Below are 23818 nucleotides of genomic sequence, written 5' to 3'. Positions count from 1 at the left end.
ATGATGATAAATTTAAGAGAAAGAATTTTAAGTTATGGTGTCGCTACATTAAAAGATGAAGAATTGTTAGCGGTAATTTTGGGAAGTGGGACTAAAGAATATCCTGTAGCCAAACTTGCTAAACAAATAGTTTCTGAATCTAGTAGTTTAAACTTGAGTTTAGAACAATTAATGTCTTTTAATGGAGTAGGAGTAGCGCAAGCTTGTAAAATACTTGCGGCAATAGAATTAGGATCAAGAAAAAATAAAGCTGATACCTTATCAGAAGAAACTGTTTCAGTTGATGATATGGGTCAACATTTAATTAAGAAAATTGGGAATGCTCCACAAGAAAAGCTAATAGCAATATATTTAAATAATAGTTATCACGTGATCTCAGAGAAAATTATTTTTATTGGTACAGTCGATTCGGCAACAGTCCACCCTCGTGACATTTTGCGGGAAGCGATTGGGATGTCGGCAACGCAAATTCTGATTGCCCATAACCATCCAAATGGCTCATTGATGTTTTCGCAAAACGATCAGGAGTTCAGTTTAAGGTTACAAAAATGTTGTCATTTAATAGGAATAAACTTAATAGACCATTTAATTATTACGAAAAAGACATATTCTAGTCTAAAGTCTTTAAATTTAATTTAGGATATGATTTCGTCGTACTTTCATTCGGCGTTTTCTATGATATAATTTTGATTAGCGTAAAATGTGGTGTGTACTTTAAAGGAGAGAAAATAAATTGTTTGGTATTGGATCAAAGAAGCTCGGTATAGACTTGGGAACTGCAAATACTCTAGTTTATGCTGAAGGAAAAGGTATAGTTTTAAATGAACCTTCAGTCGTTGCAAAGAACAACAACACTGGAGAAATCGTTGCTGTCGGTTCAGACGCACGTGAAATGATTGGTCGTACACCGGGTAGTATTTCTGCAATTCGTCCAATGCGTGACGGTGTAATTGCCGATTATGACACAACAGCAGCTATGATGAAGTACTTCATCGAAAAGACTGCTAATAATTCAAAGCCATCAGTTATGGTTTGTGTTCCAAGTGGTGTTACAGAAGTTGAGAAGCGTGCTGTTATTGAAGCAACACAACATGCAGGTGCTCGTGAAGCTTATGTAATTGAAGAACCATTTGCAGCAGCTATTGGTGCAGGTCTACCAGTTATGGACCCAACTGGTAATATGGTTGTTGATATTGGTGGTGGTACTACTGATGTTGCTACTATTTCATTGGGTGGTATCGTTTCATCACGTTCAATCCGTGTTGCTGGTGACAAGTTTGATGAATCAATTTCTGCATATATTAAGTCAAACTTCAACCTACAAATTGGTGAGAGAACTGCTGAAGACGTTAAAATTCAAGTTGGTTCTGCTTCAATCGAGAAGTCAAAGGAACTTGAATCAATGCAAATTCGTGGTCGTGATTTAGTAACTGGTCTACCTAAGACAGTTTCATTGACTGGTGAAGACATAGCTACTGCTATTCACGAAAATGTTGAAGAGATCATTGAAACAATTAAAGAAACTCTTGAGGAAACATCTCCTGAGATTGCCGCCGACGTTATCGATCATGGTATCGTACTTACTGGTGGTGGTGCTTTATTACATCATTTACCTGAAGTGATATCTGAAGCAACTGGAGTTCCCGTATTCATTGCTCAAGACCCACTAGATTGTGTGGCCATCGGTACTGGAGAATCACTAAAAAATATCGATGTAATGCGTCGCCAAAAATAAGCGGGTTAATCCCGTTTTTTTTATTTGATCTACTAGGAGGAAGCAATGCAAAAGTTCTTTTCAAATAAAAAATTGATTATCTTAATGATACTTATTATCGTAACTTTTGGACTTTTAGCGGTGACGGTCAATATTCGTGATAAAAAGAGTACGCCACCGGTAGTTCAACAAGTTGGTAATGATGTTGTCAGTGTAGTTGGTGGGGTTTTTGCCTATCCAACTAATGCTGTGAAAAATGCTACCTCAGAGTTTTCTGATTTGTACAATACTTATACTGAGAACAAGCGATTAAAATCTCGTATCGGTGAATTAGCTCAAAATCAGGCTAAGCTAGAAGTAGTTCAAGAAGAAAATAAAAAACTCAAACAAGAATTAAAACTTAATAGCACTTTGACAGATTATTCCACTGTCAATGCTTCTGTTTTGTCACGCTCACCAAGTAGCTGGCAAAGCTATTTAACAATCAACCGTGGTCAAACAAGTGGCATTAAGAAAAATATGCCGGTCATGTCTGGTAAAGGTTTGATTGGTAGAATTATTGAAGTTGATAAAGTAAGTTCAAAAGTTGAATTGATTTCAACCGATAATGAATTGAATGACAAATTTGCGGCGGAAATTTTAGGCAACAATAAAAATATTACTGGTGTTGTTAGTCGTTACGATAGTGATACTGGTGACTTAGTCATGGAAAACGTCACTTCAACAAAGAATATCAAAAAAGGCCAAAGCGTTATCACTTCTGGTTTAGGTGGTTTGACGCCTCGAGGGTTATACATTGGTAAAGTTTATGGAATTAAGAAAGACAATTACGGTATGACTAACTCGGTATACATTACTCCAGCAGCTGAATTGCGCAATTTCACAGTTGTTACAGTAATCAAATCATCAGTTAGCGGTGAAAAGTAATGAATATTAAAACTCGTAAAGTAGTTGGACAAGTAATTTTTCTATTATTAGCATTCTACTTAGATGGTTTGTTGAAATGGGCCTTTTTGAACAACATAAACCATGGTGGATTTAACGTTTTGCCACAGTTGATGTTAATGTTAATAGTTATGTTGACAATGAGAATCGATGATCGTAGACATTTAATAATTTTAGGAATTGTCTTTGGACTTTTGTACGATTCCTATTATTATGGAATAATAGGATTGTATACGGTTCTTCTACCTCTTTTGATGGTTGGAATTGATCATTTTAAGTTCTTGCTATTAAAGAACAATATGGGGTATGACCTTTCGATTTATTTCTTGTCATTGACATTTTTGCAGTCAGGGATTTATTTGTTGGAGCGATTGTTGCAACAAACTAATACTGATGTATTAGATTTCATCACATATACATTGGGTCCGACATTGTTATGGAACGTAATAGTGTTCTTTATTCTTTATGTTCCATTGGCAAATTTATCGAGTTGGATGGTGAAATATCGGAGGGATAGTAAATGAGTGACATCATTTTAAAAGGTGATAAGAATGGCTTTTCGGTCATTATTGACGATAAAGCCAATTATGGCGCAGCTTTGAAGGAAATGAAGGATTTAATTATCCAACAAAATGCCAAATCAACTAATGAAAATGATGATGTTATTTATTTTACTGTTAAGACAGGACATCGTTTATTAACAGAAAGTCAAAAAAACGATATCCGTGGTTTCTTTGATGAATATCCACAACTAACTTTGAAAGATATCGAAGCAGATGTTGAGGATAACGTAAAAGTAGCCGATATTTTGAAAGCTAATCGAACTAATGTTGAATCAGGAATCGTTCGCAGCGGACAAAAAGTCGATTATGAGGGCGATTTGATTTTCTTAGGGACATTGCATCGAGATGCTCAAGTAAGAGCTAGCGGGTCAATTTATATCCTTGGCGATGTGAATGGAATCGTTCATGCAGGATACCCTGATAACACAGACGCAATGATTTTTGGTAATTTAAAAGATGTTGATCAATTAAGAATTGCTGATGTGATTGAAATCGTAACTGATGATAACAAAGAAGATTTTCAAGCTGGAAAGTATGCTTTCATAGATGATTTGCATTCTATCAGCATTGATGATCTGAAAAATTATAAGCGTTAGTTTAAAAAAAGGACAGGTTAACTATGGGGATATCAATCGTTGTAACTTCTGGAAAAGGTGGAGTTGGAAAGACTACTACCACTGCAAATGTTAGTACTGTCTTGGCAAGCCTTGGAAAAAAGGTCTGCATGGTTGATTTAGATATTGGTCTGAGAAACCTGGATGCGGTCATGGGGCTAACCAATCGGATTGTTTATGACATTGTTGATGTAGCACAGCATCGAGTGGTAGTGTCGCAAGCTTTAGTCAGAGATCCACGTTTCGAAGATAATTTATATTTGTTGGCAGCTTCACAATTTGCTGATAAATACGTTTTAGATAAAGAATCCGTTGGTAGTATCGTTAATGAATTGAAGCAACGTTTTGATTTTGTAATGATCGATTGTCCAGCTGGGATTGAGTATGGTTTTCAAAATGCCGTATCTATTGCTGATGGAGCTTTGGTAGTTACAAATCCAGAAGTCGCTTCCGTAAGTGATGCTGATCGTGTCGTTGGTATTTTGGAAAATATGAATATGCCAATTACGCCACATTTGATTATTAATCGGATTAGAAAAAATATGATCAACGACGGTACTTCGATGCGAATTGATGATATTGTTAATCATTTAGGCATTCCCTTGTTAGGAATCGTAATCGATGAAGATAAAGTTATTTCAGCTTCTAATTCAGGTAGAACAGTAGTTTTTGACGATCAAAGTGATGCAGGTCACAGTTATCAAAATATTGCTCGTCGGATGCTTGGCGAAAACATTCCTCTAGATTTATCGGCTCATACAAAAAAGGTCGGTTTTTGGGGCAGAGTGTTTGGAAGAAAATAAAGACTATGGTACAATTTTTCTGTAAATTGAATAAGTCAACACAGGGGGAGCCATTCGGCTGAGAGTGAACTAAGTTCAGACCCTTTAAACCTGTTATGTTAATGCATGCGTAGGGATAGTGTTGTTCAAGCAGAAGCTCGAACTCTCTTGTGATGACGAAAATCAGAAGGGAGTTCTTTTTTTATGATCAATAATGTTAGTAAAGGTAGGGGCAATGATTTAGTTGTCATTACCGAAGGGGCGTTGATTACCGCTTTGGCAATGGTTTTATCATTTATTCCACATTCAACTGGTGTTTCAGCCGTGGAATTTTCTTATGGACTGATTCCAATGTCGATTTTTGCTTTACGCCGCGGCTTGAAGCCTGGATTAATGGCTGGATTAGTTTGGGGAATTTTAGACTTAGTTATTCGCGGTTTTAGCAACGGTGGTTTTTTGAATCCTCTACAAGGTTTTGTGGAATATCCAGTTGCCTTTGGTGTGGTTGGTTTGATTGGACTTGGTAGTGTACAAGTAAAACGTTCAATTGAGCAAGGAAATAATGCCTTAGGACTAATCATTTTTTATTCAGCTATTGGATTTTTCGCTAAATACTTTTTCCATTTTATTGCAGGTGGTATTTACTGGGGTTCATATGCTCCAAAGGGAATGAATCCTTGGATCTATTCATTGGTCATCAACGGTGGTAGCTTTATTGCTAACATGATTATGTTATTGATTTTAGCGGTATTGTTGAATAAGATCTTTAAGCGTTTGATTATGGTTAAAAATTAAAATAGAACAAAATAAAATCCTCGTAGAAAATGTATTTTGCATTTTCTACGAGGATTTTTTTATTTTAAATAAAGCTCATCACTGCACCTAAAACTACACCACCGATAGTTACTAAGATCATTAGCCAAACGACTACTTGTGTAATTTTAGTCAAAGTGCTTTTAGGTTTTTTATCGTCCAATAGTTCCACCACCAAATTAAATATATAGTGAAATACTACTTCACAAACTCATTTTATGCAATGTTTGCAATCGCTGCCAATATAATTTAAAAAATTACCCACCGCTAGAACCATACAAATAGTAATGGCTTTCACTTTTCTTGTGAAATTATTAATATCGTGTGGTTAAAAGTGGGGAATTGTGGTAAATTAGGAAGTGTTAAAGAATTGAGGTGAACTGTCCGTGTTCATGGGTGAATTTCATCACACACTAGATACTAAAGGTCGGGTAATCGTCCCGGCAAAATTTAGGAAACTACTTGGTGATAAGTTTGTAATTACTCGAGGTATGGATGGTTGCCTTTTTGGGTATCCAATTGAGCAGTGGGAAAAACTTGAAGCTCAATTGGATAAGTTGCCTTTAACAAAAAAAGACGCAAGAGCATTTACACGGTTCTTTTACTCTGCTGCGGCAGAAGTCGAATTTGACAAACAAGGTCGAATTAATCTTTCGGCACCACTAGTTAAATTTGCTAAATTACAAAAGGATTGTGTAATTGTTGGAGTTTCAGATCGAATTGAAATTTGGGATGCAGAGCGTTGGAACGAATTTAGCCAAGAGGCTGAAGATAATTTTGAGGAAATATCGGAGAAAATGACAGACTTTGACTTCTAATGTATATAAACATAAAACAGTACTTTTAAAAGAAACTATTGATGAAATAAATCCACACGATAATGGTATTTACGTTGACGCAACCTTTGGTCGTGGAGGACACACTAAAGAATTATTGAGTCGCGTACACAATAGTCATCTTTATGTTTTTGATCGTGATGAAGCTGCCATTGAGGTCGGTGAGAATATTCAAAATGATCCAAACATTATTGGTGATAATTCACTAACTCTAATACGTGATAATTTTGAAAATATGCAAGAACGTTTGAACGAACTTGGAATAGAGAAGGTTGACGGCATTGTTTATGATTTAGGAGTTTCGTCTCCTCAATTTGATGATGCCCAAAGAGGCTTTAGCTATAAAAAAGAAGCCCGTTTAGATATGCGGATGGATCAGAGACAAGATCTTGATGCTGAAAAAATCGTTAATGACTGGTCATTTAATGAATTAGTAAGTATTTTCTATAAATATAGTGATGAAAAATTTGCTAAACAAATTGCTCGTGCCATTGAACGTACTAGAGATGATCATCGTATTACTTCTACCTTGGAATTAGCAGATATTATTAAGAATGCTATTCCTGCAGCAGCTAGAAGAACTGGTGGTCATCCGGCTAAACGTGTTTTTCAAGCGATTAGAATTGCTGTTAATGATGAATTGGGTTCTTTAGAGAGATCTCTTGAACAAGCCATAGATTTGTTAGCACCAAAAGGCAGAATAAGCGTTATAACTTTTCAATCCAAAGAAGACCGAATTGTAAAACATATTTTTAAAAACAATTCCCATGTTGATTTACCAAGGGGACTTCCTGTCATTCCTGATGATATCAAGCCTGTCTTGAAACAGATCACTAGGAAACCAATCTTGCCTAATGAAGAAGAATTGTCTGAAAACAATCGGGCTCATAGTGCGAAATTACGTGTCGTTGAAAAGATATAATGGAGAAATAATAATATGAGAGAAGAAAGTACTGCCAGAAACTTACAAGAATATCAAGTTGAACAACAACCACAAGAGCAGGTTCAGTCTGCTCCCAAAACTTCTAGTGTTGCTTTGTCGAAGTTTGAGATTTTCTCAATCGTGACATTAGCTTTATTGACCTTGGGCTTAATGGTTACTTTGGTCAGTATTAAGGTTTCAATGACTTCTTCTCAAAATAAATTAGATAGTCTGACTACACAGATTACAAAAACAAATACCAGTAACGTTAATTTAAGACAAGAGATTTCTGAATTAACTAGTTTTGATCGCTTTTCTTCGTTTGCAAAGAAGCATAATTTGAAAATGAGTGACAACAATGTAAGGAATATTTCAAAATGAGTAAGTTCAGAAAATTATTTAAAAATAAGGCAAGACGCAATCATTATATTGTTGGGATAGTAATTTTGATTGCGACTGCCTTTTCTTTTATCCTTTTTATCCAAAGATTCGCTTATATCTCAATGAGTAAGCAATATGACGGCGTTAATTTGGAACAAAAGACGAAACAAAAATACGAGCGAGTAACAAAAGTCAATGCCAAGCGTGGTGATATCCTAGATGTTAACGGGGATATGATTGCGGGAGATTCAACTATTTACAATATTTATGCAATTGTGGATCATAAGTCGAAAACGGCTAATGGCAAGGCTGACTATGTGGTTGATAAAGATAAAACGGCTCAAGTTTTGAGTAAATATCTGTCTTTATCAAAGAAACAGATCAAAAAATATTTAACACCTGCTAGTAAAAAACAGTATCAAGTCGAGTTTGGTCCATCAGGTCGTGGTTTGTCGATTGAAATAAAGCGTAAGATCACGTCCAAAAATTTACCTGGAATCCATTTTATTGAATTGCCTTCAAGATCTTATCCTAATGGTGTCTTTGCGACAAACTTAGTCGGTATTACCAAGGCCGATGATGCCAATGATAAAAATAGTAATATCAGTGGTGTGATGGGAATTGAAAAGTATTTCAATAAAGTGTTATCTGGAAAAAATGGTAAACAAATCACTAAAGTTGACAAAAATGGCAATGAATTACCTGGATCACAGATGATAGAAAAGAAGTCTTCTGATGGTTCTAATGTTTACTTAACCTTGAACAGTAAAATTCAACAGTATGCCGAAATTTTAGCGCAGACCGTTGAAGAGAAGTATGAACCAAAAAATTTACAGATTTTAGTAATGAATGCTAAAACTGGTGCGATTGAAGCGGCCACACAACGCCCAACCTTTAATCCGACGACCGGTAAGGGACTCAGCAATAGTTGGCGTGATACGTTGGTTGAAGACCAATTTGAACCGGGTTCAGTAATGAAGATTTTGACTTTATCAGCTTCGATCGATTCCGGAAATTACGATCCTAATCAACTTTATCAATCAGGTACGGTTGAAGTCGGTGGTCGAACGATTGGTGATTGGAATACTGCCGGTTGGGGTTATATTCCTCTTTCTGAAGCTTTTACGAGATCATCTAACGTTGGAATGGTTAAATTGGAACAAGAAATGGGTTCACAAACTTGGATGAACTACATGAAGAAATTCCATATCGGCCAAAAAACCGGGGTAGATTTGCCTGGTGAGGTTTCGGGTAGTATTTCTTATGAGCACACGAGTGACCAAGCTATGACTTCGTTCGGTCAAAGTGTCAACGTTAATACTATGCAAATGTTGCAAGCTTTTTCGGCTATTGCTAATGGCGGTAAAATGATCAAGCCACAAATTATCAAAAAAATCGTTGATGCCGACACAGGTAAAACAACTAAGAAATTTAAACGTGAAGTAGTTGGCCAACCAATCAAAGCTAGCACTGCTAAAAAAGTTCAAAAAGCTATGCGTCAAGTCGTAACGAAGAGTTATGGTACAGGGATAGTTTATAATGTACCTGGAGTTAAAGTTGGTGTAAAAACCGGTACTGCTCAAATTGCCTCGCCAAGTGGTGGTTATTTGACAGGTTCAAATAATTATATTTTCTCCGTTGCGGGGATGATTCCATACAATGATCCTAATTACATTGTTTATGTCACAATGAAACAGCCCCAAAAGATGACGGAATCTGCTGAGAAGATTTTATCTGAGGTCTTTAATCCATTAGTTAAACGTTTAGTTAGCCAAGGAAAATCTCAGACTGATTCTGTTGAAGCGGGTAGTCAGTACGTGAATGTACCTAGTCTTTTGGATAAGTCGACGAACTCAGCGTTGAGTAAGATCAAAGATTTAGGATTACAATCAGGTGTAATTGGTACGGGTGATAAAGTAGTTCAACAATTACCTGATAGTGGTCAAAAAGTGATGCCAGGGCAAAGAATGGTCCTATTAACTAATGGGGCAATGACGATGCCAGATTTAACAGGTTGGTCAAAAAACGACGTTTTGAAGTTTGCTGAAATAACTGGTAAACAAGTTACGACAAAAGGTGATGGATACGTCGTCAAACAGTCAGTTGAGGCTGGTCATGTGATAAATGACAGTGGTAAAATTATAATCACATTGAAAAATAAATAATTAAGGGGATTTTCATGGAAATTAGTCATATTATTTTCGATATAGTTAGCTCGTTTGCTATCGTTGCAATTTTGATGCCATTTTTAATTGGTTATCTAATTAGACATAAGGAAGGACAGTCGATTCGTGAAGAAGGTCCAAAGTGGCACGCCAAAAAATCCGGAACGCCAACAATGGGTGGTCTGTTAGTAATTTTAGCTACTTTGATCACAAATATTTGGGTCGGACTTTGGCAAGGTCAATTAGATCGTTCATTGTTGATTACGACCTTTGTTATCGTGTTGTACGGATGTATTGGTTTCATCGATGATTTCATTAAAGTTTTCAAGAAGAGAAACCTAGGCTTACGTGCTTGGCAAAAAGCATTGTTACAAGTAATCGTTGGAATTATTTTCTTGTACGTTTATAACGACGATCAATTGCCAATGAACTTCACTATTCCTGGAATCTTGTCGATCGATTCAGTAGTGATTTTCGTTTTATTCACGATTTTTTGGTTGGTTGGTTTTTCAAATGCTACTAACTTGACTGATGGGTTGGATGGTTTATTAGGTGGTTTAGGAACAATTTCTTACTTCACTTACGGAATTATTTCTTTGAACCAAAATAAGCCTGATTTAGCTATCGTCTGTTTCTCAGTAGTTGGTGCTTTATTGGCATTCTTGTTGTACAACCACAAGCCAGCCAAGATTTTTATGGGCGATGTTGGTTCATTGGCTCTTGGTGCTGGATTAGCAGCTATTTCAATTTTATTAGGTCGTTACTGGTCACTATTGTTGATTGGTTTGGTTTATGTAATCGAAACAGCTAGTGTTATGTTGCAAGTCTTTTCATTCAAAGTATTCCATCGTCGTATTTTCAAGATGACACCAATTCACCACCATTTTGAAATGATGGGTTGGAGTGAATGGAAAATTGACATTATCTTTTGGATCTTTGGAGCAATCTGTTCTGCAATTTATTTAATTTTATTCGTATAGGGAAGTAGTTTAAGCAATGAAGAAGAGTAATTATTCAAATAAAAAAATCTTAGTATTAGGTTTAGCCAAGAGTGGTTATGCCGTAGCCAAATTATTAAAAAAAATGGGTTCTGATGTTACCGTTGTCGATTCTAATCCCCTTGAAGGTAACACTGAAGCTCAAGCTTTGATCGATGAAGGATTTAAAGTTATCACTGGAACTAACAGTGCTGATTTGATTGATGATTCATTTGATTATTTAGTTAAAAATCCAGGAATTTTCTATTCTAACGAGTTGATTCAAAAAGCCGAGGAATTGATGATCCCAGTTATTACTGAACCGGAAATTGCTTATAGTTTTAGTGATGCCACAATGGTTGGTGTTACGGGAACAAACGGTAAAACTACAGTAACGACTTTGATTCAATTGATGCTCAAGCATTCACCAAAGTTCGAGAATTCTTATTATGCTGGAAATATTGGTATTCCTATTTCTGATGTTATTCAAAAAGCAACTGCCAAAGATGTCGTTGTAACTGAACTTTCTAGTTTTCAATTGCAAGGTACAATTGAATTACATCCACATGTAGCAGTTTTAAATAATATTTATTCAACTCACCTAGATTTCCACAAAACTCGTGCAAATTACATCAAAGCTAAGATGCATATTACTAAGAACCAGACTGAGAATGATTACTTCGTAGTTAATTACAATACTGAAGAATGGCGAGGCTTAGCAAAACAATCAAAGGCCCAAATCTTGCCATTTTCTGATAACCAGACGTTAGATCAAGGTGCTTTTGTAAAGGATGATGTCATTTATTGCAATGGCGAGGCTGTTATGAACATTGACGAAATCAAAATTCCTGGTGAGCATAACGTTCAAAATGCCTTGGCAGCTATCAGCGTAGCTAAATTGTTCGATGTAAGTAATGCTGATATTATTGACGTTTTATCTTCATTCAAGGGTGTTAAACACCGCATCCAATACGTTGATACCTTTGGTGGACATAAATTTTATAATGATTCCAAAGCCACTAATGTGGAAGCAACGATCGTAGCTCTAACAGCTTTCAAACAGCCAATTACTTTGATTGCTGGTGGCTTGGATCGCGGAAACGGATTTGACGAACTTATTCCTGCCTTGAAGGGAAAAGTTAATAATTTAGTAGTTTATGGTCAAACAGCAGATAAGGTGATTGAATCAGCTCAAAAGGCTGATGTAAGTAACATTGTTAAAGTTGATAATTTGACTGAAGCAGTTCCTGAAGCATACAAGCAAAGTGATCCAGAAGATGTTATTTTGCTTTCGCCAGCTGCAGCTAGTTGGGATCAATTCCACACCTTTGAAGAACGTGGTGACCAATTTATTCAAGAGGTCGAAACTTTAAAGGGAGAAATTAATCATGACTAAAATGCGCATAATTGTTTCCGGTGGTGGTACCGGAGGACATATTTATCCCGCAATGGCCTTAATTAAACGTTTAAAAGAACGTGACATGATTGAGGATGTTTTATACGTTGGGACAGAAAAAGGCCTAGAAAGCAAGATTGTGAAGAATGCTGGCATTGCTTTTAAGACAATTGAAATTCAAGGGTTTAGACGTAAATTGAGTTTGGAAAACTTGAAAACTGTTCAATTATTCTTATCAAGTATTCGTAAATCCCGTAAGATCATCAAAGAATTTAAGCCAGATATCGTTATTGGAACTGGTGGCTATGTCTCAAGTGCTATCGTATACGCAGCTCACACGATGCACATACCAACCGTGATTCATGAGCAAAATACAATTGCCGGCGTTACCAATAAGTTTTTAGCCAAATTCGTTGATAAGATTGCGATTGCTTTTACTGAAGCAGCAGACCAATTCAATGAAAAAAGAAAGATTGTTTTCACTGGTAATCCTCGAGCTCAAGAAGTGGTTAACATTCAAAAAAATGATCGTTTGAAAGAATTTGGTTTAGAACCAGATAAAGATACGGTCATGATTTTTGGAGGTTCTAGAGGTGCTAAGCCCATCAATCAAGCTGTGATCGAAACAATGTCTAAATTTGTTGAAAGTGATTACCAAGTATTGTTCGTAACTGGTCGAGTACATTATGATAATGTTGTTAAACTAATCGATGATAAGTACCTTAAGAGTGCAAATATTTCGGTATTACCATATATTGATAATATGCCAGAAATTTTACCTGATATTAAATTGATTGTTGGTCGTAGTGGTGCTACTAGTATTGCGGAGATAACGGCACTTGGAATTCCGGCAATTTTCATTCCAAGTCCTTACGTAACTCATGATCATCAAACAAAAAATGCACTTTCAGTTGCTAAAGTCGATGCTGCCGTTATGATTGCTGAGAAAGATTTGAACTCTGATAGTTTGTTTAAGGAAATCAATCAAATTATGGGTGATGCTGAGCTGCAACAAAAAATGTCAGTCAATTCTAAAAAAATTGGCGTGCCCGATGCAACTGATCGCTTGATCAAGGTTTTGGTCGACTTAGTAAATAAGTAAGATTTGAGGATTAGGTGTTGAAAAAGATAAAAATCAAAGTAAGTAAGAATAGTTTAATCATCGTACTAGTTTTTTTCATAGTTTTGATTGCTTATTTTGGTTCGCCATTGAGTAAAGTTAGGAATATCAATGTCAAAGGCGTCAATGATTTGGGAGCACAACAAGTTATCGATGCTACTAAGATTGACGATCATTCTACTTTGTTCAATGTTTTGTTGCACCATGGTTCGATATCAAAAGAAACAGAAAAAAAGTTGCCATCGATTGAATCTATTTCATTTCGTACTCGTAATTTGCGTGATTTAACGATTACGGTCAAGGAACGTCCAACGCTTGGATTTATTGCCAAAAACGGTGGTTATTATCGGATCATTAATAATGGCCAGATAATTGATCAAAAACTCAATTCACCGATTGGAAGTTATCCAATTTATAGTAATTTTAGTCATAAAAGATTGAAACAAATTTCCAATATTTATGCTAAATTGGCTAAAAACATTCAAACTAACATTTCTGAAATTCGTAACGCTCCGACAAAGCTGAATCCATATCGCATTAAAATCGACATGAATGATGGCAATAAAGTAATAGCTGATATGAGAACTGTTCAGTCGAAGTTGAAATATTATCCGGGAATGGCTGCGCAGATGAAGAAAAAAGGCGTTATAGATTTAGAGATCGGTGCCTATTCTTATCCCTTTAAAGACAAGAAATAGGTTTAATATAATCATATTTGTGTTAAAATTTTTTAGTGAATAGATTTTTCTAGGTAAGGGAGGCTGCTACGATTAATGGACAATTCTGAATTCTTTGTAGGTCTAGATATTGGTACTAATTCAATAAAAGTAGTCGTTGCTGAATCGTCTGATGATAGATTAAGTGTCGTAGGCGTTGGCAGTGAACGTTCTGAAGGAGTCAGTCGTGGCGTTATAGTCGATATAGACAAAGCGGCAGGTGCTATCAAAAAAGCTATCAAAAAGGCCGAAACACAAGCAAATATAACTATTCGTAACGTTGTAGTCGGTATATCGGCGAACATGTTACAGATTGAGAAATGCCAAGGGATGATAGCAGTTGGTTCTCAATCAAAAGAAATTAATGAAAATGATGTCAGACAAGTAATGCTGGCCGCTATGGTCCAAAACTTACCTAGTGAAAGAGAAGTAGTTTCTCTAATACCTAAACAATTTTCCGTTGATGGATTTACTAATATACGTGATCCACGAGGAATGATCGGCGTTCGTTTGGAAATGACGGGAATCATTTACACAGCGCCAAAAACAATCGTACATAATACTAAAAAGGCCATTCAAAAGGCCGGTCTAAATATTATTCATAAAGTAATCTCTCCAATGGCATTGAGTCAAGTGGTACTAAATGACGGCGAAAGTGATTTTGGAGCTGTTATTATCGACATGGGAGCTGGACAAACGACCGCTTCAGTCGTGCACGATCACAACTTGAAATTGTCAACTGTAGATTTTGAAGGCGGAGATTATGTAACGCATGATATTTCTGTCGTCTTGAATACAACGGTTGAGAATGCCAACCAATTAAAACTCTATTACGGTAATGCATCAGCTGATAAATCAGAAACTGAAGAAAACATTAACGTAGAAGTGGTTGGTAAGAATGAACCAACCATGATTTCAGAAGAGTATTTGGCTGAAATCATTGAAGCTAGATTGAACCAAATCTTTACGAGATTGCAAGCACCACTAGAAGAGGCTGGAGCGCTATCACTTCCGGGTGGTATCGTACTTACTGGTGGTGTAGCGGCAACTCCTAACATTGAAGATCTTGCTCGAAAGATATTTGATGTTAAAGTAAGAAGCTATGTACCTACCCAAATGGGTATGCGCTATCCTTCTTATTCTTTAGGATTGGGATTAGTTACTTATGCTTCTAGATTGAATGACATTGGAGTAATTGCTGACAATGTTGTCAATGGTGCTACTGTATCAAACAGTAGACCTCAACCGACTGTTCCAGAACCACAACCAGAACAACCGGTTGATACGACTCAAGAGGACCAACCAACTGAAGAAGAGACGCCGGAACCAAAAGAGAAAAAGACGTCGAAATTCAAGGACTTTTGGAGTAGATTTTTTGATTAATAAATAATAAATTAAATGATTTGTAGGAGGAACTCCTTAATGGAATATACTTTAGACTCAAGCCAAAACAAGGGAGCGATAATTAAAGTTATCGGTGTCGGTGGTGCCGGCGGAAATGCTGTTAATCGAATGGTTGAAGCAGATATCAAAGGTGTTCAATTCATCGCTGCTAATACTGATGTTCAAGCTCTAGAAAATTCAAATGCTGAAACTAAAATTCAATTAGGACCTAAATTGACTAGAGGTTTAGGTGCTGGTTCGAATCCTGAAGTTGGACAAAAAGCTGCTCAAGAAAGTGAAGAAGCCATTAAAGAGGCTCTTGAAGGCGCAGATATGATTTTTGTCACTGCCGGAATGGGTGGTGGAACTGGTACTGGTGCCGCTCCTATCGTTGCCAATATTGCTAAAGAAAGTGGTGCTTTGACAGTTGGCGTTGTTACACGTCCATTTGCCTTTGAAGGTGCTAAACGTTCACGTTTTGCTGCTGATGGAATTACTGAATTGAAAAAAGATGTTGATACATTAGTTTTGATTTCTAACAGCAAACTATTGGAAATTGTTGATAAGAAGACACCAATGAATGAAGCCTTCAGTGTTGCTGATGATGTTTTACGTCAAGGTGTTCAAAGTATTTCTGATTTGATCACATCACCTGGTTTTGTTAACTTGGACTTTGCCGACGTTAAGACAGTTATGTCTGATCAAGGTTCTGCTTTGATGGGTATCGGTACAGCTAATGGCGAAAATAGAATCACTGAAGCTACTAAGAAAGCTATTTCTTCACCATTGCTTGAAGTTTCAATCGATGGTGCTAAACAAGTACTTCTTAATATTACTGGTGGTCCAGACTTGTCATTATTTGAAGCTCAAGATGCAGCGCAAATTGTTTCCGAACAAGCCACATCAGATGTTAATATAATCTTTGGTACTTCAATCGATGATACTTTAGGTGACCAAGTCAAAGTAACAGTAATTGCTACAGGTGTTGAAAGTGGCGACAAGAAGAAGGAACCAACTAGACGTCCATTGCACAATCCAAGAGCTACGTTGGACAATAATAAAAAATCTGAGGAACAAGCACAACCTAAACCTCAAGCTAAGCCATCCAATGATCCCTTAGCGGATTGGGATATTAATCGTGATGCATCGAAGAATAATAATGTTTCTAGTGAAAAGGGCGATTTTGAAATTTTCCAAAAGCCAGAGACAATTGATTTAAGCGATGACGATGATGATTCAACTCCTCCAATTTTTAAGCGTCGTAACAAAAAATAAAAGGAGACTTTCCTATGGCATTTGAAAAATTAGGCAGTTTTTTTGGTATTAATGATGAAGACGACTTCGATGAAAAGAAGCCAGAAACAGAACCAAAGCAAGAAAACTACGCAAATAACGAAAAGGTAGTATCTATGAGTACAGCTAGTGAAGCTCGAACTAAGGCCAACAGTAAAATTGCTATTTACCAACCTAGAGTTTACTCAGATGCGAAAGTTATCGCTAAGCAACTTTTAAATAATAAAGCTGTGATCGTTAATTTCACTAATGTCAATGATCAACAATCAAAACGGATCGTGGACTTTTTGACAGGTGCTATTTATGCCATTAATGGTGAAATTAAGCGTGTTGGCGATAAGATTTTTCTTTGCACACCACCTAAGTTTGAAATCGACGGAAGCATACCAGATATAAACGAATAAAGTCGAGGAATGATATGGATCGAATTGTAAGTGGACTGCCGTTCATTATTAGTTTGGCTTTCGAATTGTATGAATTTATAATTTTTTTGTATTGTATAATGTCTTTTATACCTTCATTGTATAATTCAGCTTTTGGAAGTCTGATAGTTAGAGCAGTAGATCCATTCTTGAACTTAATTAGAAGATTTATTCCTACTAGTATAGGTTTTCTAGATTTTTCTCCAATAGTTGCACTGATATTGATTCGATTATTGCAGAAAGCGATATTTTTAATAATTTAATTATGGATGATAAAAATACAATCATTGGCGGCGGCTATTTTCGTCCAGAAGAAAAGCCGTTCATTGATAAAATAAGTGATATTTTATTAAGAGCTCAATCGATGTATACGCCACAATTGACTGATTTTTTGAATCTGCGCGAACAAACAATTTTGAATAACCTGATTAACAAGTATGACGACTTATATGTTCATTACTTCGGGGGTTTTAGAAATTCTGAAAGAGTCAGGGGAATAATTGCTCCTGACTATTTTGTACCGCAAGATTCTGATTTCGAGATTGCTATGTATGAAATACGTTATCCAGAAAAATTTGCTAATTTACATCACGGTCAAATATTAGGCTCATTAACAGGATCAGGCGTAGAACGTGACCGTTTTGGAGATATAATTACCGATGGTGAAAATTGGCAATTTTTTGTATTTAATTCGATGAGCGATTATATTGAAGAACAAGTGAAAAAGATTGGTCCTTACAAGATTCATTTGATTAAAAAAGATTTTTCTGAGGTTCTTTTGCCAAAAGATGAGTCAGTTGGTGAAACGATCCTAGTGCAATCATTGCGTTTGGATTCAATTATTGCAACAGTCTATGACTTATCTCGACAAAATGCTAAGGCCTTAGTCGATCATGGTAAGGTCCAAATTAATTGGGTCGTCAATAAGAATGCGTCTGCGTTTATTGCCATTACTGATACTCTTAGTGTTAGGGGCTTTGGTCGTATTCGAATCAATGATATTATGGGTCGATCAAAGAACAGCAAGTATATTCTACTTGTTAATATCTTTAAGAAATAGGGGCGTGAAGTTATGATATTGTCACCAGTAGAAATACAGGATAAAGAATTTGATAGTAAATTTCGAGGTTATGACCGCGACCAAGTTGATAGTTTTTTGAAACAAGCAGCTCAAGACTATAATTTAGCTCTCCAAAAAAATGCTCAATTAGAAAAAGAGCTCAAAGAAACTTCAGAACAGTTGAAATATTTTACTGATATGAAGGATGCTTTGAATCAGTCTATTTTGGTGGCTCAGGAGGCCGCTGAGAAGGTTAAAAATGAATCTGAACAAGAAGCCCAGATTATTGTTGAAGAGTCTCAGAAGAAGGCTCGGGACTTGTTGAATCAATCAACCGAAAAATCCAATCAAATTTTACAAGATGCTTCTGATCGAGCTCGGCAAGTGACGATTGAAACGGATAATCTGAAAAAGAGTGTCAATTCATTCCGTCAGGGCTTGCAAGGCATGTTGAAACAACAATTGGATATGGTTGATAGTCCAGAATGGTCAAAACTCAACGACAGTACTTCTACTGACAAGTTAAAACAAGAAGTTGGCGATCATTCAGACGGTGACACAAGTACCAATTATCAAAATAATCAACAAAAATCTTCACAAGATTATGAAAATAATCAAGAATCAGTTTTCAATTCAGATCAAATGAACTATAATGACAATTATCAGGATGACCAACCAGACGAAACATATACGATTAATCATCAACAGAATGAACCAACATTCAATTTCTCTGATGATAAATCGGGTGATGATCCTAAAAAATAACTTGAGAGAACAAGTGCCTTTTGGATATTTTTTCAGCGAGCTAGTGTATGGTGTGAGACTAGTAAAAATTAATCTAGGTATATCAACTCTTAAACAATTTATGTAATTTACCAATAGGTGGTATAGCGAGAACTCGTCCTAAATTGGATGGGTTCTTTTTATTTTCAGAAGGGGTGAAAAGATGCGAGTAAAAGATACTCTAAACTTAGGTAAAACTAAGTTTCCAATGCGTGGTAACCTTCCAAACAAAGAAGCGGAATGGGAAAAAGCTTGGGAAGAAAACAAAATTTATGAAAAGCGTCAAAAATTAAACGAAGGTAAACCAACTTTCGAACTATTGGATGGTCCTCCATTTGCTAATGGTGACATTCACATGGGACATGCTTTGAACAAGATTTCAAAGGATATCATTGTACGTTACAAGTCAATGAACGGTTTCCGTTCTCCTTACGTTCCTGGTTGGGATACTCATGGTCTTCCAATCGAACAACAACTTGCTAAAAAAGGTGTTAAACGTAAGGAAATGACAATGAGCGAATATCGTAAATTATGTTACGAATTTGCTGAAGGTGAAATCAAGAAACAAATGGCTGGTTTCAAACGCTTAGGTGTTTCAGCTGATTGGGATCACCCATACATCACATATCAAAAAGAATTTGAAGAAGCTGAAGTTAAGGTCTTCGGTGAAATGGTCGACAAGGGCTACATCTATCGTGGTAAGAAACCCGTTTATTGGTCACCATCTTCAGAATCAACGTTAGCTGAAGCTGAAGTTGAATATAAAGATATCAAGTCACCATCAATTTTTGTAGCTTTCAAAGTTCGTGATGGTAAAGGCGTTGTCGATGACGATGCTTCATTCATTATTTGGACAACTACTCCTTGGACAATTCCATCAAATAAGGCTATTTGTGTGAACCCTAAGTTCATCTACGCCGAAGTTAACGCTGATGGTAAGAAATATGTTGTAGCTCAAGAAAGAATTCAATATGTTCAAGAAGAATTAGGTTGGAAGAACGTTGAAATCCTTAAGACATTCAAAGGTTCAGAATTGGAATATGTTACAGCAACACATCCATTCTATGACCAAGAATCACTTTTGATTTTAGGTAACCACGTAACGCTTGATGATGGTACTGGTTTAGTTCATACAGCTCCTGGATTTGGTGCCGATGACTTTGTTGTTGGTATGAAATACAAGTTGCCAGTCTTCTCACCAATCGATGCTCAAGGTAAGTTCACTGACGAAGTTCCTGAATATCAAGGTGTCTTCTACGATGATGCTAACAAATTGATTACAGAACGTATGAAAGAAAACGGCTCACTCTTGAAGTTGAGTTTCTTCACTCACAGTTATCCACATGATTGGCGTACTAAGAAACCAGTTATTTTCCGTGCTACACCACAATGGTTTGCCTCAATCGATAAATTCAGACAACAAATCCTTGATGCTATCGATAAGATCGACTTTAAGCCAGCTTGGGGTAAAACTCGTCTTTACAACATGATTCGTGACCGTGGCGACTGGGTAATTTCCAGACAACGTGCTTGGGGTGTTCCACTACCAATTTTCTACGCTGAAAATGGTGACCCTATCATGACTAAGGAAACTGTTGACCACGTAGCTGAATTGTTCGGTAAATATGGTTCTAACGTTTGGTTTGAAAGAGATGCTAAGGATCTTCTTCCAGAAGGTTATACTAATGCTGGTTCACCAAATGGTAAGTTCACTAAGGAAACAGATATCTTGGACGTTTGGTTCGACTCTGGGACAGTTCATGCGGGAGTTGCGAAAACTCGTGATAATCTAACTTACCCAGCTGATTTGATTCTTGAAGGTTCTGACCAGTATCGTGGTTGGTTCAACTCAATGCTTGTAACTTCAGTGGCAGCCTTTGGTGAAGCTGGATACAAGTCAATTCTTTCACAAGGTTTCACTTTGGATAAGAATGGCGTTAAGATGAGTAAATCACTTGGTAACGTTATTGCCCCTAGTGACATCGAAAGACAATTTGGTGCTGAAATTATTCGTTTGTGGGTCGCTTCAGTTGACTCAAGTTCTGATGTTTCTGTTTCAGTTGACTCATTCAAACAAGTTTCCGAAACTTATCGTAAGATCAGAAATACTATCAGATTCATGCTAGCTAACACAACTGACTTTGATCCTAAGACTAATGCTGTTAGTTACGATGATCTTCGTCCAGAAGACAAGTACATCAAAGTCAAATTGAACAACTTAGTTAAAGAAGTTCTCAGTGACTATGACAAGTATGACTTTGCTGACGTAGCTAAGAACGTAGTTAGCTTCATCGTCAATGAAATGTCTACTTTCTACTTAGACTTTGCTAAAGATGTTGTTTATATCGATGCTGAAGATGCACATTCACGTCGTTCGATGCAAACAGTTATTTACGAAACAGTTGTTAAACTAGCCAAGTTATTGACACCAATTCTTCCACATACAATGGAACAAGTTTGGGAATACCTCAAAGAACCAGAAGAATTCGTTCAATTAGCTGAAATGCCAGCTGTTGAAGAAATTCCTGATGAAGCAGAAATTCAAAAAGATTGGCAAGTATTCATGGACTTTAGAGATAACGTCTTGAAATCCCTTGAAGTTGCTCGTGCTAATAAATTAATTGGTAAATCACTTGAAGCTAAAGTTACTGTACATCCAAGTGACGAACTAAAGGCCGTTCTTGACAAAATCGATAGCAACTTTGGTCAATTGTTGATCGTTTCTCAATTTGAATTGGTTGATGCAACACCAGAAAATGCTGACAAGTATGAATTGGCTGATATCTTAGTCCAAAAGGCCGAAGGTGAAGTTTGCCAAAGATGTCGTATGATCAAGACTGATGTTGGCAGCGACAGTAATTATCCAACATTCTGTGCTAGATGTGCTAAAATTGTTGCTGAAGAATATCCAGAAACAAAAGCTGAAGGCTTTGATGATTAGGAATGGTGAATAATGTTCACAGGAAAAATTGTAAGATTTAATAATAATCGTGGTTTTGGCTTTATAAATAATGGTGAGGAAGATATCTTTTTCTTTGCGGACTCAGTTCTCAACCGTGATGACTATTTCATCAAAGATGGACTAGAAGTTAGCTTTGAAATTGCACCAGGTTATAAAGGTCCACAAGCGGTAAATGTTAATATCAAAGATGAAGAAAGCGCTGATTAGTGCTTTCTTTTTCTTTGGCACAGGTTGTAGTCAGTTAAATTTCTGGTAAAATATCTGCAAAAGGTAAGCATTGTTCCAGCCAGATTTGCTTTGCTATGGAGGACGGTATGCTCTAACTGAGAAAGAATCATTTTAGTCCATTAGTTGGTTTGTTATGATATTAGTAAGTTCATTAATCAAGTCAGGAAGGTTTTGCAATGAAAAAAGAAGATTCAAGATATTATGAAGAAGTAGTAGCCAAAAAACAAATGTTTGGCGGCAAGATTTTTGATGTGAATGTAGAACAAGTGGTTTTACCCAATGGTATTCCAGATATTCGTGAAGTTGTGGAACATCGTGGAGCTGTCGCAATTATTCCGTTCACTGACGATGATAAAATGATTTTTGTTAGACAATGGCGTACACCAATGGGACAAGAAACTTTAGAGATTCCAGCAGGAAAAATTGATGCAGATGAAGGTAGCGACTTAAAAGAAGTTGCTTTGCGTGAGATGGATGAAGAATTAGGTTTGACTACTGATAATTTAAAACAAGTTACTTCATTTTTCTCTAGTCCTGGATATTCCAATGAAAAATTAACTGTTTTTGTAGCTAGAGATCTCAAAAAAGTAGAATTTAAACGTCCACTTGATCCAGACGAATTTTTGAATGTAGAGAGTTTGACTTTAGACGAAGCTAAGGAACAAATTAAAACTGGTGACATTTGTGATGCCAAAACTATTTATGCGATTACGTATTGGGAATTATTAAAAGCGAAGGAAAAATAAATGTTTTCAAAAGTAAAAGATTTTATTAATTCTAAAGTTAAAAAATCGACTCATCCACAGACTGTAGTTCGGGCTGATCAAGTTGAAGCACAACAGCAAAAGATTAGAGAACAAGAAAGACAACGTGCTGAAAAAGAATATCAGCAACAACATCCAGAACAAACTATTCAAGAAAATTTAGAAATTTTTGAGTATAAGACAAATAAATTGAAAAAGAAGTTGAATATTGCCATCATTACAGTATTCGGCCTCATCGTTTTAGTATTTTTAATATTATTTTTTATTTAAGGAGTTAAAGTATGAAAATTGGCGTAATCGTCCCTATGGAAGAAGAAATCAAATTAATGAAGGAGTCTCTAACAGACATCCAAACAGTTACAGTTGCTGGAGTTGAATTTACACTCGGTAATTATAAGAATCATGAAGTATATTTAGCTCAAAGTGGTATTGGTAAAGTTCAAGCTGGCATGACAGCTACTTTGATGAATGATCGTTATCAACCAGATTTTGTCGTTAATACTGGTTCAGCTGGTGGTATCGGTGAAGGTTTGAGTGTTGGAGATGTAGTTATTTCTAATAAATTGGCCTATCATGATGTTGATGCAACCGGTTTTGGCTACAAAGTAGGTCAACTTCCTCAAAAAGACCTTTATTTCAACGCTGATCCTGATTATGTTAAAGCAATTTCTGAAGCAGCCACAAGAACTGGTTTGACTAGTAAAGTTGGTTTAATTGTTTCCGGAGACCAATTTGTTGACGGAAAAGAAAAAATTGCTACAATTAAAAAGTCGTTCCCTGATGCTTTGGCAGCAGAAATGGAAGGCGCAGCTGTGGCTCAAGTCTGTGTTGAATTCAAAACACCATTCGTTGTTATTCGTTCAATGAGTGATGTGGGCGACGAAAATGCTAGTGTAAACTTTGACGAATTTGTTTTACAAGCCGGACGCAAATCAGTAACTATGTTATTGAACTTTTTAGACCAAGAATAGAGGGGATT

At 36.4% G+C, this 23818-nt stretch carries 27 protein-coding genes and 1 riboswitch; of the genes, 26 read left to right on the top strand and 1 reads right to left on the bottom strand.

Features of this window, described 5'->3' with window-relative positions; all coding sequences use genetic code 11:
• From radC to thiT, 7 genes are all read left to right on the top strand, one after another.
• Entirely contained in the window at nt 1-639 is a 639-nt protein-coding gene (gene radC / locus FFM65_RS11805) for a RadC family protein (RefSeq protein WP_119318935.1), read from the top strand.
• Between the two features lie 94 nt (nt 640-733).
• On the top strand, nt 734-1735 hold the full coding sequence (locus FFM65_RS11800) for a rod shape-determining protein (RefSeq protein WP_010020136.1): 1002 nt from the start codon (nt 734-736) through the stop codon (nt 1733-1735).
• 45 nt (nt 1736-1780) lie between these two features.
• On the top strand, nt 1781-2641 hold the full coding sequence (gene mreC / locus FFM65_RS11795) for a rod shape-determining protein MreC (RefSeq protein ID WP_119318934.1): 861 nt from the start codon (nt 1781-1783) through the stop codon (nt 2639-2641).
• Nucleotides 2641-3183: a rod shape-determining protein MreD gene (mreD, locus tag FFM65_RS11790; RefSeq protein WP_119318933.1), complete on the top strand. Its 543-nt coding sequence runs from the start codon at nt 2641-2643 to the stop codon at nt 3181-3183. Before mreC ends, mreD begins: the two co-directional genes overlap by 1 nt.
• Nucleotides 3180-3818, top strand: a complete 639-nt coding sequence (locus FFM65_RS11785) for a septum site-determining protein MinC (RefSeq protein WP_119318932.1) — start codon at nt 3180-3182, stop codon at nt 3816-3818. Before mreD ends, FFM65_RS11785 begins: the two co-directional genes overlap by 4 nt.
• A gap of 23 nt (nt 3819-3841) precedes the next feature.
• Nucleotides 3842-4639 carry a septum site-determining protein MinD gene (gene minD / locus FFM65_RS11780; RefSeq protein ID WP_119318931.1) on the top strand — a complete coding sequence of 266 codons (798 nt, stop codon included), beginning with the start codon at nt 3842-3844 and terminating at the stop codon, nt 4637-4639.
• Between the two features lie 33 nt (nt 4640-4672).
• A riboswitch (TPP riboswitch) is annotated at nt 4673-4773 on the top strand.
• Nucleotides 4774-4822: 49 nt separating this feature from the next.
• Nucleotides 4823-5413, top strand: coding sequence for an energy-coupled thiamine transporter ThiT (thiT, locus tag FFM65_RS11775; protein ID WP_059074159.1), 591 nt, complete (start codon nt 4823-4825; stop codon nt 5411-5413).
• Between the two features lie 64 nt (nt 5414-5477).
• Here the strand turns inward: thiT and FFM65_RS11770 are convergent, their stop codons facing one another.
• Nucleotides 5478-5603 carry a DUF4044 domain-containing protein gene (locus FFM65_RS11770; protein WP_369833169.1) on the bottom strand — a complete coding sequence of 42 codons (126 nt, stop codon included), beginning with the start codon at nt 5601-5603 and terminating at the stop codon, nt 5478-5480.
• Between the two features lie 214 nt (nt 5604-5817).
• On the opposite strand from FFM65_RS11770, the gene mraZ reads away from it, so the two are divergent.
• The 19 genes from mraZ to FFM65_RS11675 all read left to right on the top strand — a co-directional run bounded on the left by mraZ (nt 5818) and on the right by FFM65_RS11675 (nt 23810).
• Nucleotides 5818-6249: a division/cell wall cluster transcriptional repressor MraZ gene (mraZ, locus tag FFM65_RS11765; protein ID WP_119318930.1), complete on the top strand. Its 432-nt coding sequence runs from the start codon at nt 5818-5820 to the stop codon at nt 6247-6249.
• Nucleotides 6239-7189, top strand: coding sequence for a 16S rRNA (cytosine(1402)-N(4))-methyltransferase RsmH (gene rsmH, locus FFM65_RS11760; protein WP_119318929.1), 951 nt, complete (start codon nt 6239-6241; stop codon nt 7187-7189). The genes mraZ and rsmH overlap by 11 nt, the downstream gene beginning before the upstream one ends.
• 15 nt (nt 7190-7204) lie before the next feature.
• Nucleotides 7205-7570, top strand: coding sequence for a cell division protein FtsL (ftsL, locus tag FFM65_RS11755; RefSeq protein ID WP_119318928.1), 366 nt, complete (start codon nt 7205-7207; stop codon nt 7568-7570).
• Nucleotides 7567-9735, top strand: a complete 2169-nt coding sequence (locus FFM65_RS11750) for a penicillin-binding transpeptidase domain-containing protein (protein ID WP_119318927.1) — start codon at nt 7567-7569, stop codon at nt 9733-9735. Before ftsL ends, FFM65_RS11750 begins: the two co-directional genes overlap by 4 nt.
• Before the next feature lie 14 nt (nt 9736-9749).
• Nucleotides 9750-10715, top strand: a complete 966-nt coding sequence (mraY, locus tag FFM65_RS11745; RefSeq protein ID WP_119318926.1) for a phospho-N-acetylmuramoyl-pentapeptide-transferase — start codon at nt 9750-9752, stop codon at nt 10713-10715.
• Nucleotides 10716-10731: 16 nt separating this feature from the next.
• A complete protein-coding gene (murD, locus tag FFM65_RS11740) occupies nt 10732-12108 on the top strand; it encodes a UDP-N-acetylmuramoyl-L-alanine--D-glutamate ligase (protein WP_119318925.1) in 1377 nt (458 codons plus the stop codon).
• A 1-nt stretch (nt 12109) separates the two neighbouring features.
• A complete protein-coding gene (gene murG, locus FFM65_RS11735) occupies nt 12110-13210 on the top strand; it encodes an undecaprenyldiphospho-muramoylpentapeptide beta-N-acetylglucosaminyltransferase (RefSeq protein WP_119318944.1) in 1101 nt (366 codons plus the stop codon).
• A gap of 17 nt (nt 13211-13227) precedes the next feature.
• Nucleotides 13228-13926 (top strand): cell division protein FtsQ/DivIB, encoded by a 699-nt coding sequence (locus FFM65_RS11730; RefSeq protein WP_162898006.1) that lies wholly within the window; start codon nt 13228-13230, stop codon nt 13924-13926.
• Nucleotides 13927-14001: 75 nt separating this feature from the next.
• A complete protein-coding gene (gene ftsA / locus FFM65_RS11725) occupies nt 14002-15327 on the top strand; it encodes a cell division protein FtsA (RefSeq protein WP_119318923.1) in 1326 nt (441 codons plus the stop codon).
• A 39-nt stretch (nt 15328-15366) separates the two neighbouring features.
• Nucleotides 15367-16602, top strand: a complete 1236-nt coding sequence (gene ftsZ, locus FFM65_RS11720) for a cell division protein FtsZ (protein WP_119318922.1) — start codon at nt 15367-15369, stop codon at nt 16600-16602.
• Between the two features lie 14 nt (nt 16603-16616).
• Nucleotides 16617-17024, top strand: coding sequence for a cell division protein SepF (locus FFM65_RS11715; RefSeq protein ID WP_119318921.1), 408 nt, complete (start codon nt 16617-16619; stop codon nt 17022-17024).
• A gap of 14 nt (nt 17025-17038) precedes the next feature.
• The gene (locus FFM65_RS11710; RefSeq protein WP_057812027.1) at nt 17039-17305 is read left to right on the top strand and encodes a YggT family protein; all 267 of its coding nucleotides are present in this window, start codon (nt 17039-17041) and stop codon (nt 17303-17305) included.
• A 2-nt stretch (nt 17306-17307) separates the two neighbouring features.
• A complete protein-coding gene (locus FFM65_RS11705; RefSeq protein WP_119318920.1) occupies nt 17308-18102 on the top strand; it encodes a YlmH family RNA-binding protein in 795 nt (264 codons plus the stop codon).
• A 12-nt stretch (nt 18103-18114) separates the two neighbouring features.
• On the top strand, nt 18115-18867 hold the full coding sequence (locus tag FFM65_RS11700; protein WP_119318919.1) for a DivIVA domain-containing protein: 753 nt from the start codon (nt 18115-18117) through the stop codon (nt 18865-18867).
• Nucleotides 18868-19048: 181 nt separating this feature from the next.
• A complete protein-coding gene (ileS, locus tag FFM65_RS11695; protein ID WP_119318918.1) occupies nt 19049-21826 on the top strand; it encodes an isoleucine--tRNA ligase in 2778 nt (925 codons plus the stop codon).
• A 12-nt stretch (nt 21827-21838) separates the two neighbouring features.
• Entirely contained in the window at nt 21839-22054 is a 216-nt protein-coding gene (locus FFM65_RS11690) for a cold-shock protein (RefSeq protein WP_059074171.1), read from the top strand.
• A 197-nt stretch (nt 22055-22251) separates the two neighbouring features.
• The gene (locus FFM65_RS11685) at nt 22252-22821 is read left to right on the top strand and encodes an NUDIX hydrolase (RefSeq protein WP_119318917.1); all 570 of its coding nucleotides are present in this window, start codon (nt 22252-22254) and stop codon (nt 22819-22821) included.
• Nucleotides 22822-23109: a hypothetical protein gene (locus FFM65_RS11680; RefSeq protein WP_119318916.1), complete on the top strand. Its 288-nt coding sequence runs from the start codon at nt 22822-22824 to the stop codon at nt 23107-23109.
• 11 nt (nt 23110-23120) lie between these two features.
• A complete protein-coding gene (locus tag FFM65_RS11675) occupies nt 23121-23810 on the top strand; it encodes a 5'-methylthioadenosine/adenosylhomocysteine nucleosidase (RefSeq protein ID WP_119318915.1) in 690 nt (229 codons plus the stop codon).
• Nucleotides 23811-23818: the final 8 nt, after the last annotated feature.

It is taken from the genome of Companilactobacillus formosensis, assembly GCF_005405305.1.
GTDB lineage: Bacteria > Bacillota > Bacilli > Lactobacillales > Lactobacillaceae > Companilactobacillus > Companilactobacillus formosensis.
This window is presented reverse-complemented; position numbering and strand designations above follow the sequence as displayed.

Coding starts and splice junctions, on each gene's coding strand:
- radC (WP_119318935.1), top strand. CDS start 1: ATGATGATAAATTTAAGAGAAAGAATTTTAAGTTATGGTGTCGCTACA.
- mreC (WP_119318934.1), top strand. CDS start 1,781: ATGCAAAAGTTCTTTTCAAATAAAAAATTGATTATCTTAATGATACTT.
- mreD (WP_119318933.1), top strand. CDS start 2,641: ATGAATATTAAAACTCGTAAAGTAGTTGGACAAGTAATTTTTCTATTA.
- FFM65_RS11785 (WP_119318932.1), top strand. CDS start 3,180: ATGAGTGACATCATTTTAAAAGGTGATAAGAATGGCTTTTCGGTCATT.
- minD (WP_119318931.1), top strand. CDS start 3,842: ATGGGGATATCAATCGTTGTAACTTCTGGAAAAGGTGGAGTTGGAAAG.
- thiT (WP_059074159.1), top strand. CDS start 4,823: ATGATCAATAATGTTAGTAAAGGTAGGGGCAATGATTTAGTTGTCATT.
- ftsL (WP_119318928.1), top strand. CDS start 7,205: ATGAGAGAAGAAAGTACTGCCAGAAACTTACAAGAATATCAAGTTGAA.
- FFM65_RS11750 (WP_119318927.1), top strand. CDS start 7,567: ATGAGTAAGTTCAGAAAATTATTTAAAAATAAGGCAAGACGCAATCAT.
- mraY (WP_119318926.1), top strand. CDS start 9,750: ATGGAAATTAGTCATATTATTTTCGATATAGTTAGCTCGTTTGCTATC.
- murD (WP_119318925.1), top strand. CDS start 10,732: ATGAAGAAGAGTAATTATTCAAATAAAAAAATCTTAGTATTAGGTTTA.
- murG (WP_119318944.1), top strand. CDS start 12,110: ATGCGCATAATTGTTTCCGGTGGTGGTACCGGAGGACATATTTATCCC.
- ftsA (WP_119318923.1), top strand. CDS start 14,002: ATGGACAATTCTGAATTCTTTGTAGGTCTAGATATTGGTACTAATTCA.
- ftsZ (WP_119318922.1), top strand. CDS start 15,367: ATGGAATATACTTTAGACTCAAGCCAAAACAAGGGAGCGATAATTAAA.
- FFM65_RS11715 (WP_119318921.1), top strand. CDS start 16,617: ATGGCATTTGAAAAATTAGGCAGTTTTTTTGGTATTAATGATGAAGAC.
- FFM65_RS11710 (WP_057812027.1), top strand. CDS start 17,039: ATGGATCGAATTGTAAGTGGACTGCCGTTCATTATTAGTTTGGCTTTC.
- FFM65_RS11705 (WP_119318920.1), top strand. CDS start 17,308: ATGGATGATAAAAATACAATCATTGGCGGCGGCTATTTTCGTCCAGAA.
- FFM65_RS11700 (WP_119318919.1), top strand. CDS start 18,115: ATGATATTGTCACCAGTAGAAATACAGGATAAAGAATTTGATAGTAAA.
- ileS (WP_119318918.1), top strand. CDS start 19,049: ATGCGAGTAAAAGATACTCTAAACTTAGGTAAAACTAAGTTTCCAATG.
- FFM65_RS11690 (WP_059074171.1), top strand. CDS start 21,839: ATGTTCACAGGAAAAATTGTAAGATTTAATAATAATCGTGGTTTTGGC.
- FFM65_RS11685 (WP_119318917.1), top strand. CDS start 22,252: ATGAAAAAAGAAGATTCAAGATATTATGAAGAAGTAGTAGCCAAAAAA.
- FFM65_RS11680 (WP_119318916.1), top strand. CDS start 22,822: ATGTTTTCAAAAGTAAAAGATTTTATTAATTCTAAAGTTAAAAAATCG.
- FFM65_RS11675 (WP_119318915.1), top strand. CDS start 23,121: ATGAAAATTGGCGTAATCGTCCCTATGGAAGAAGAAATCAAATTAATG.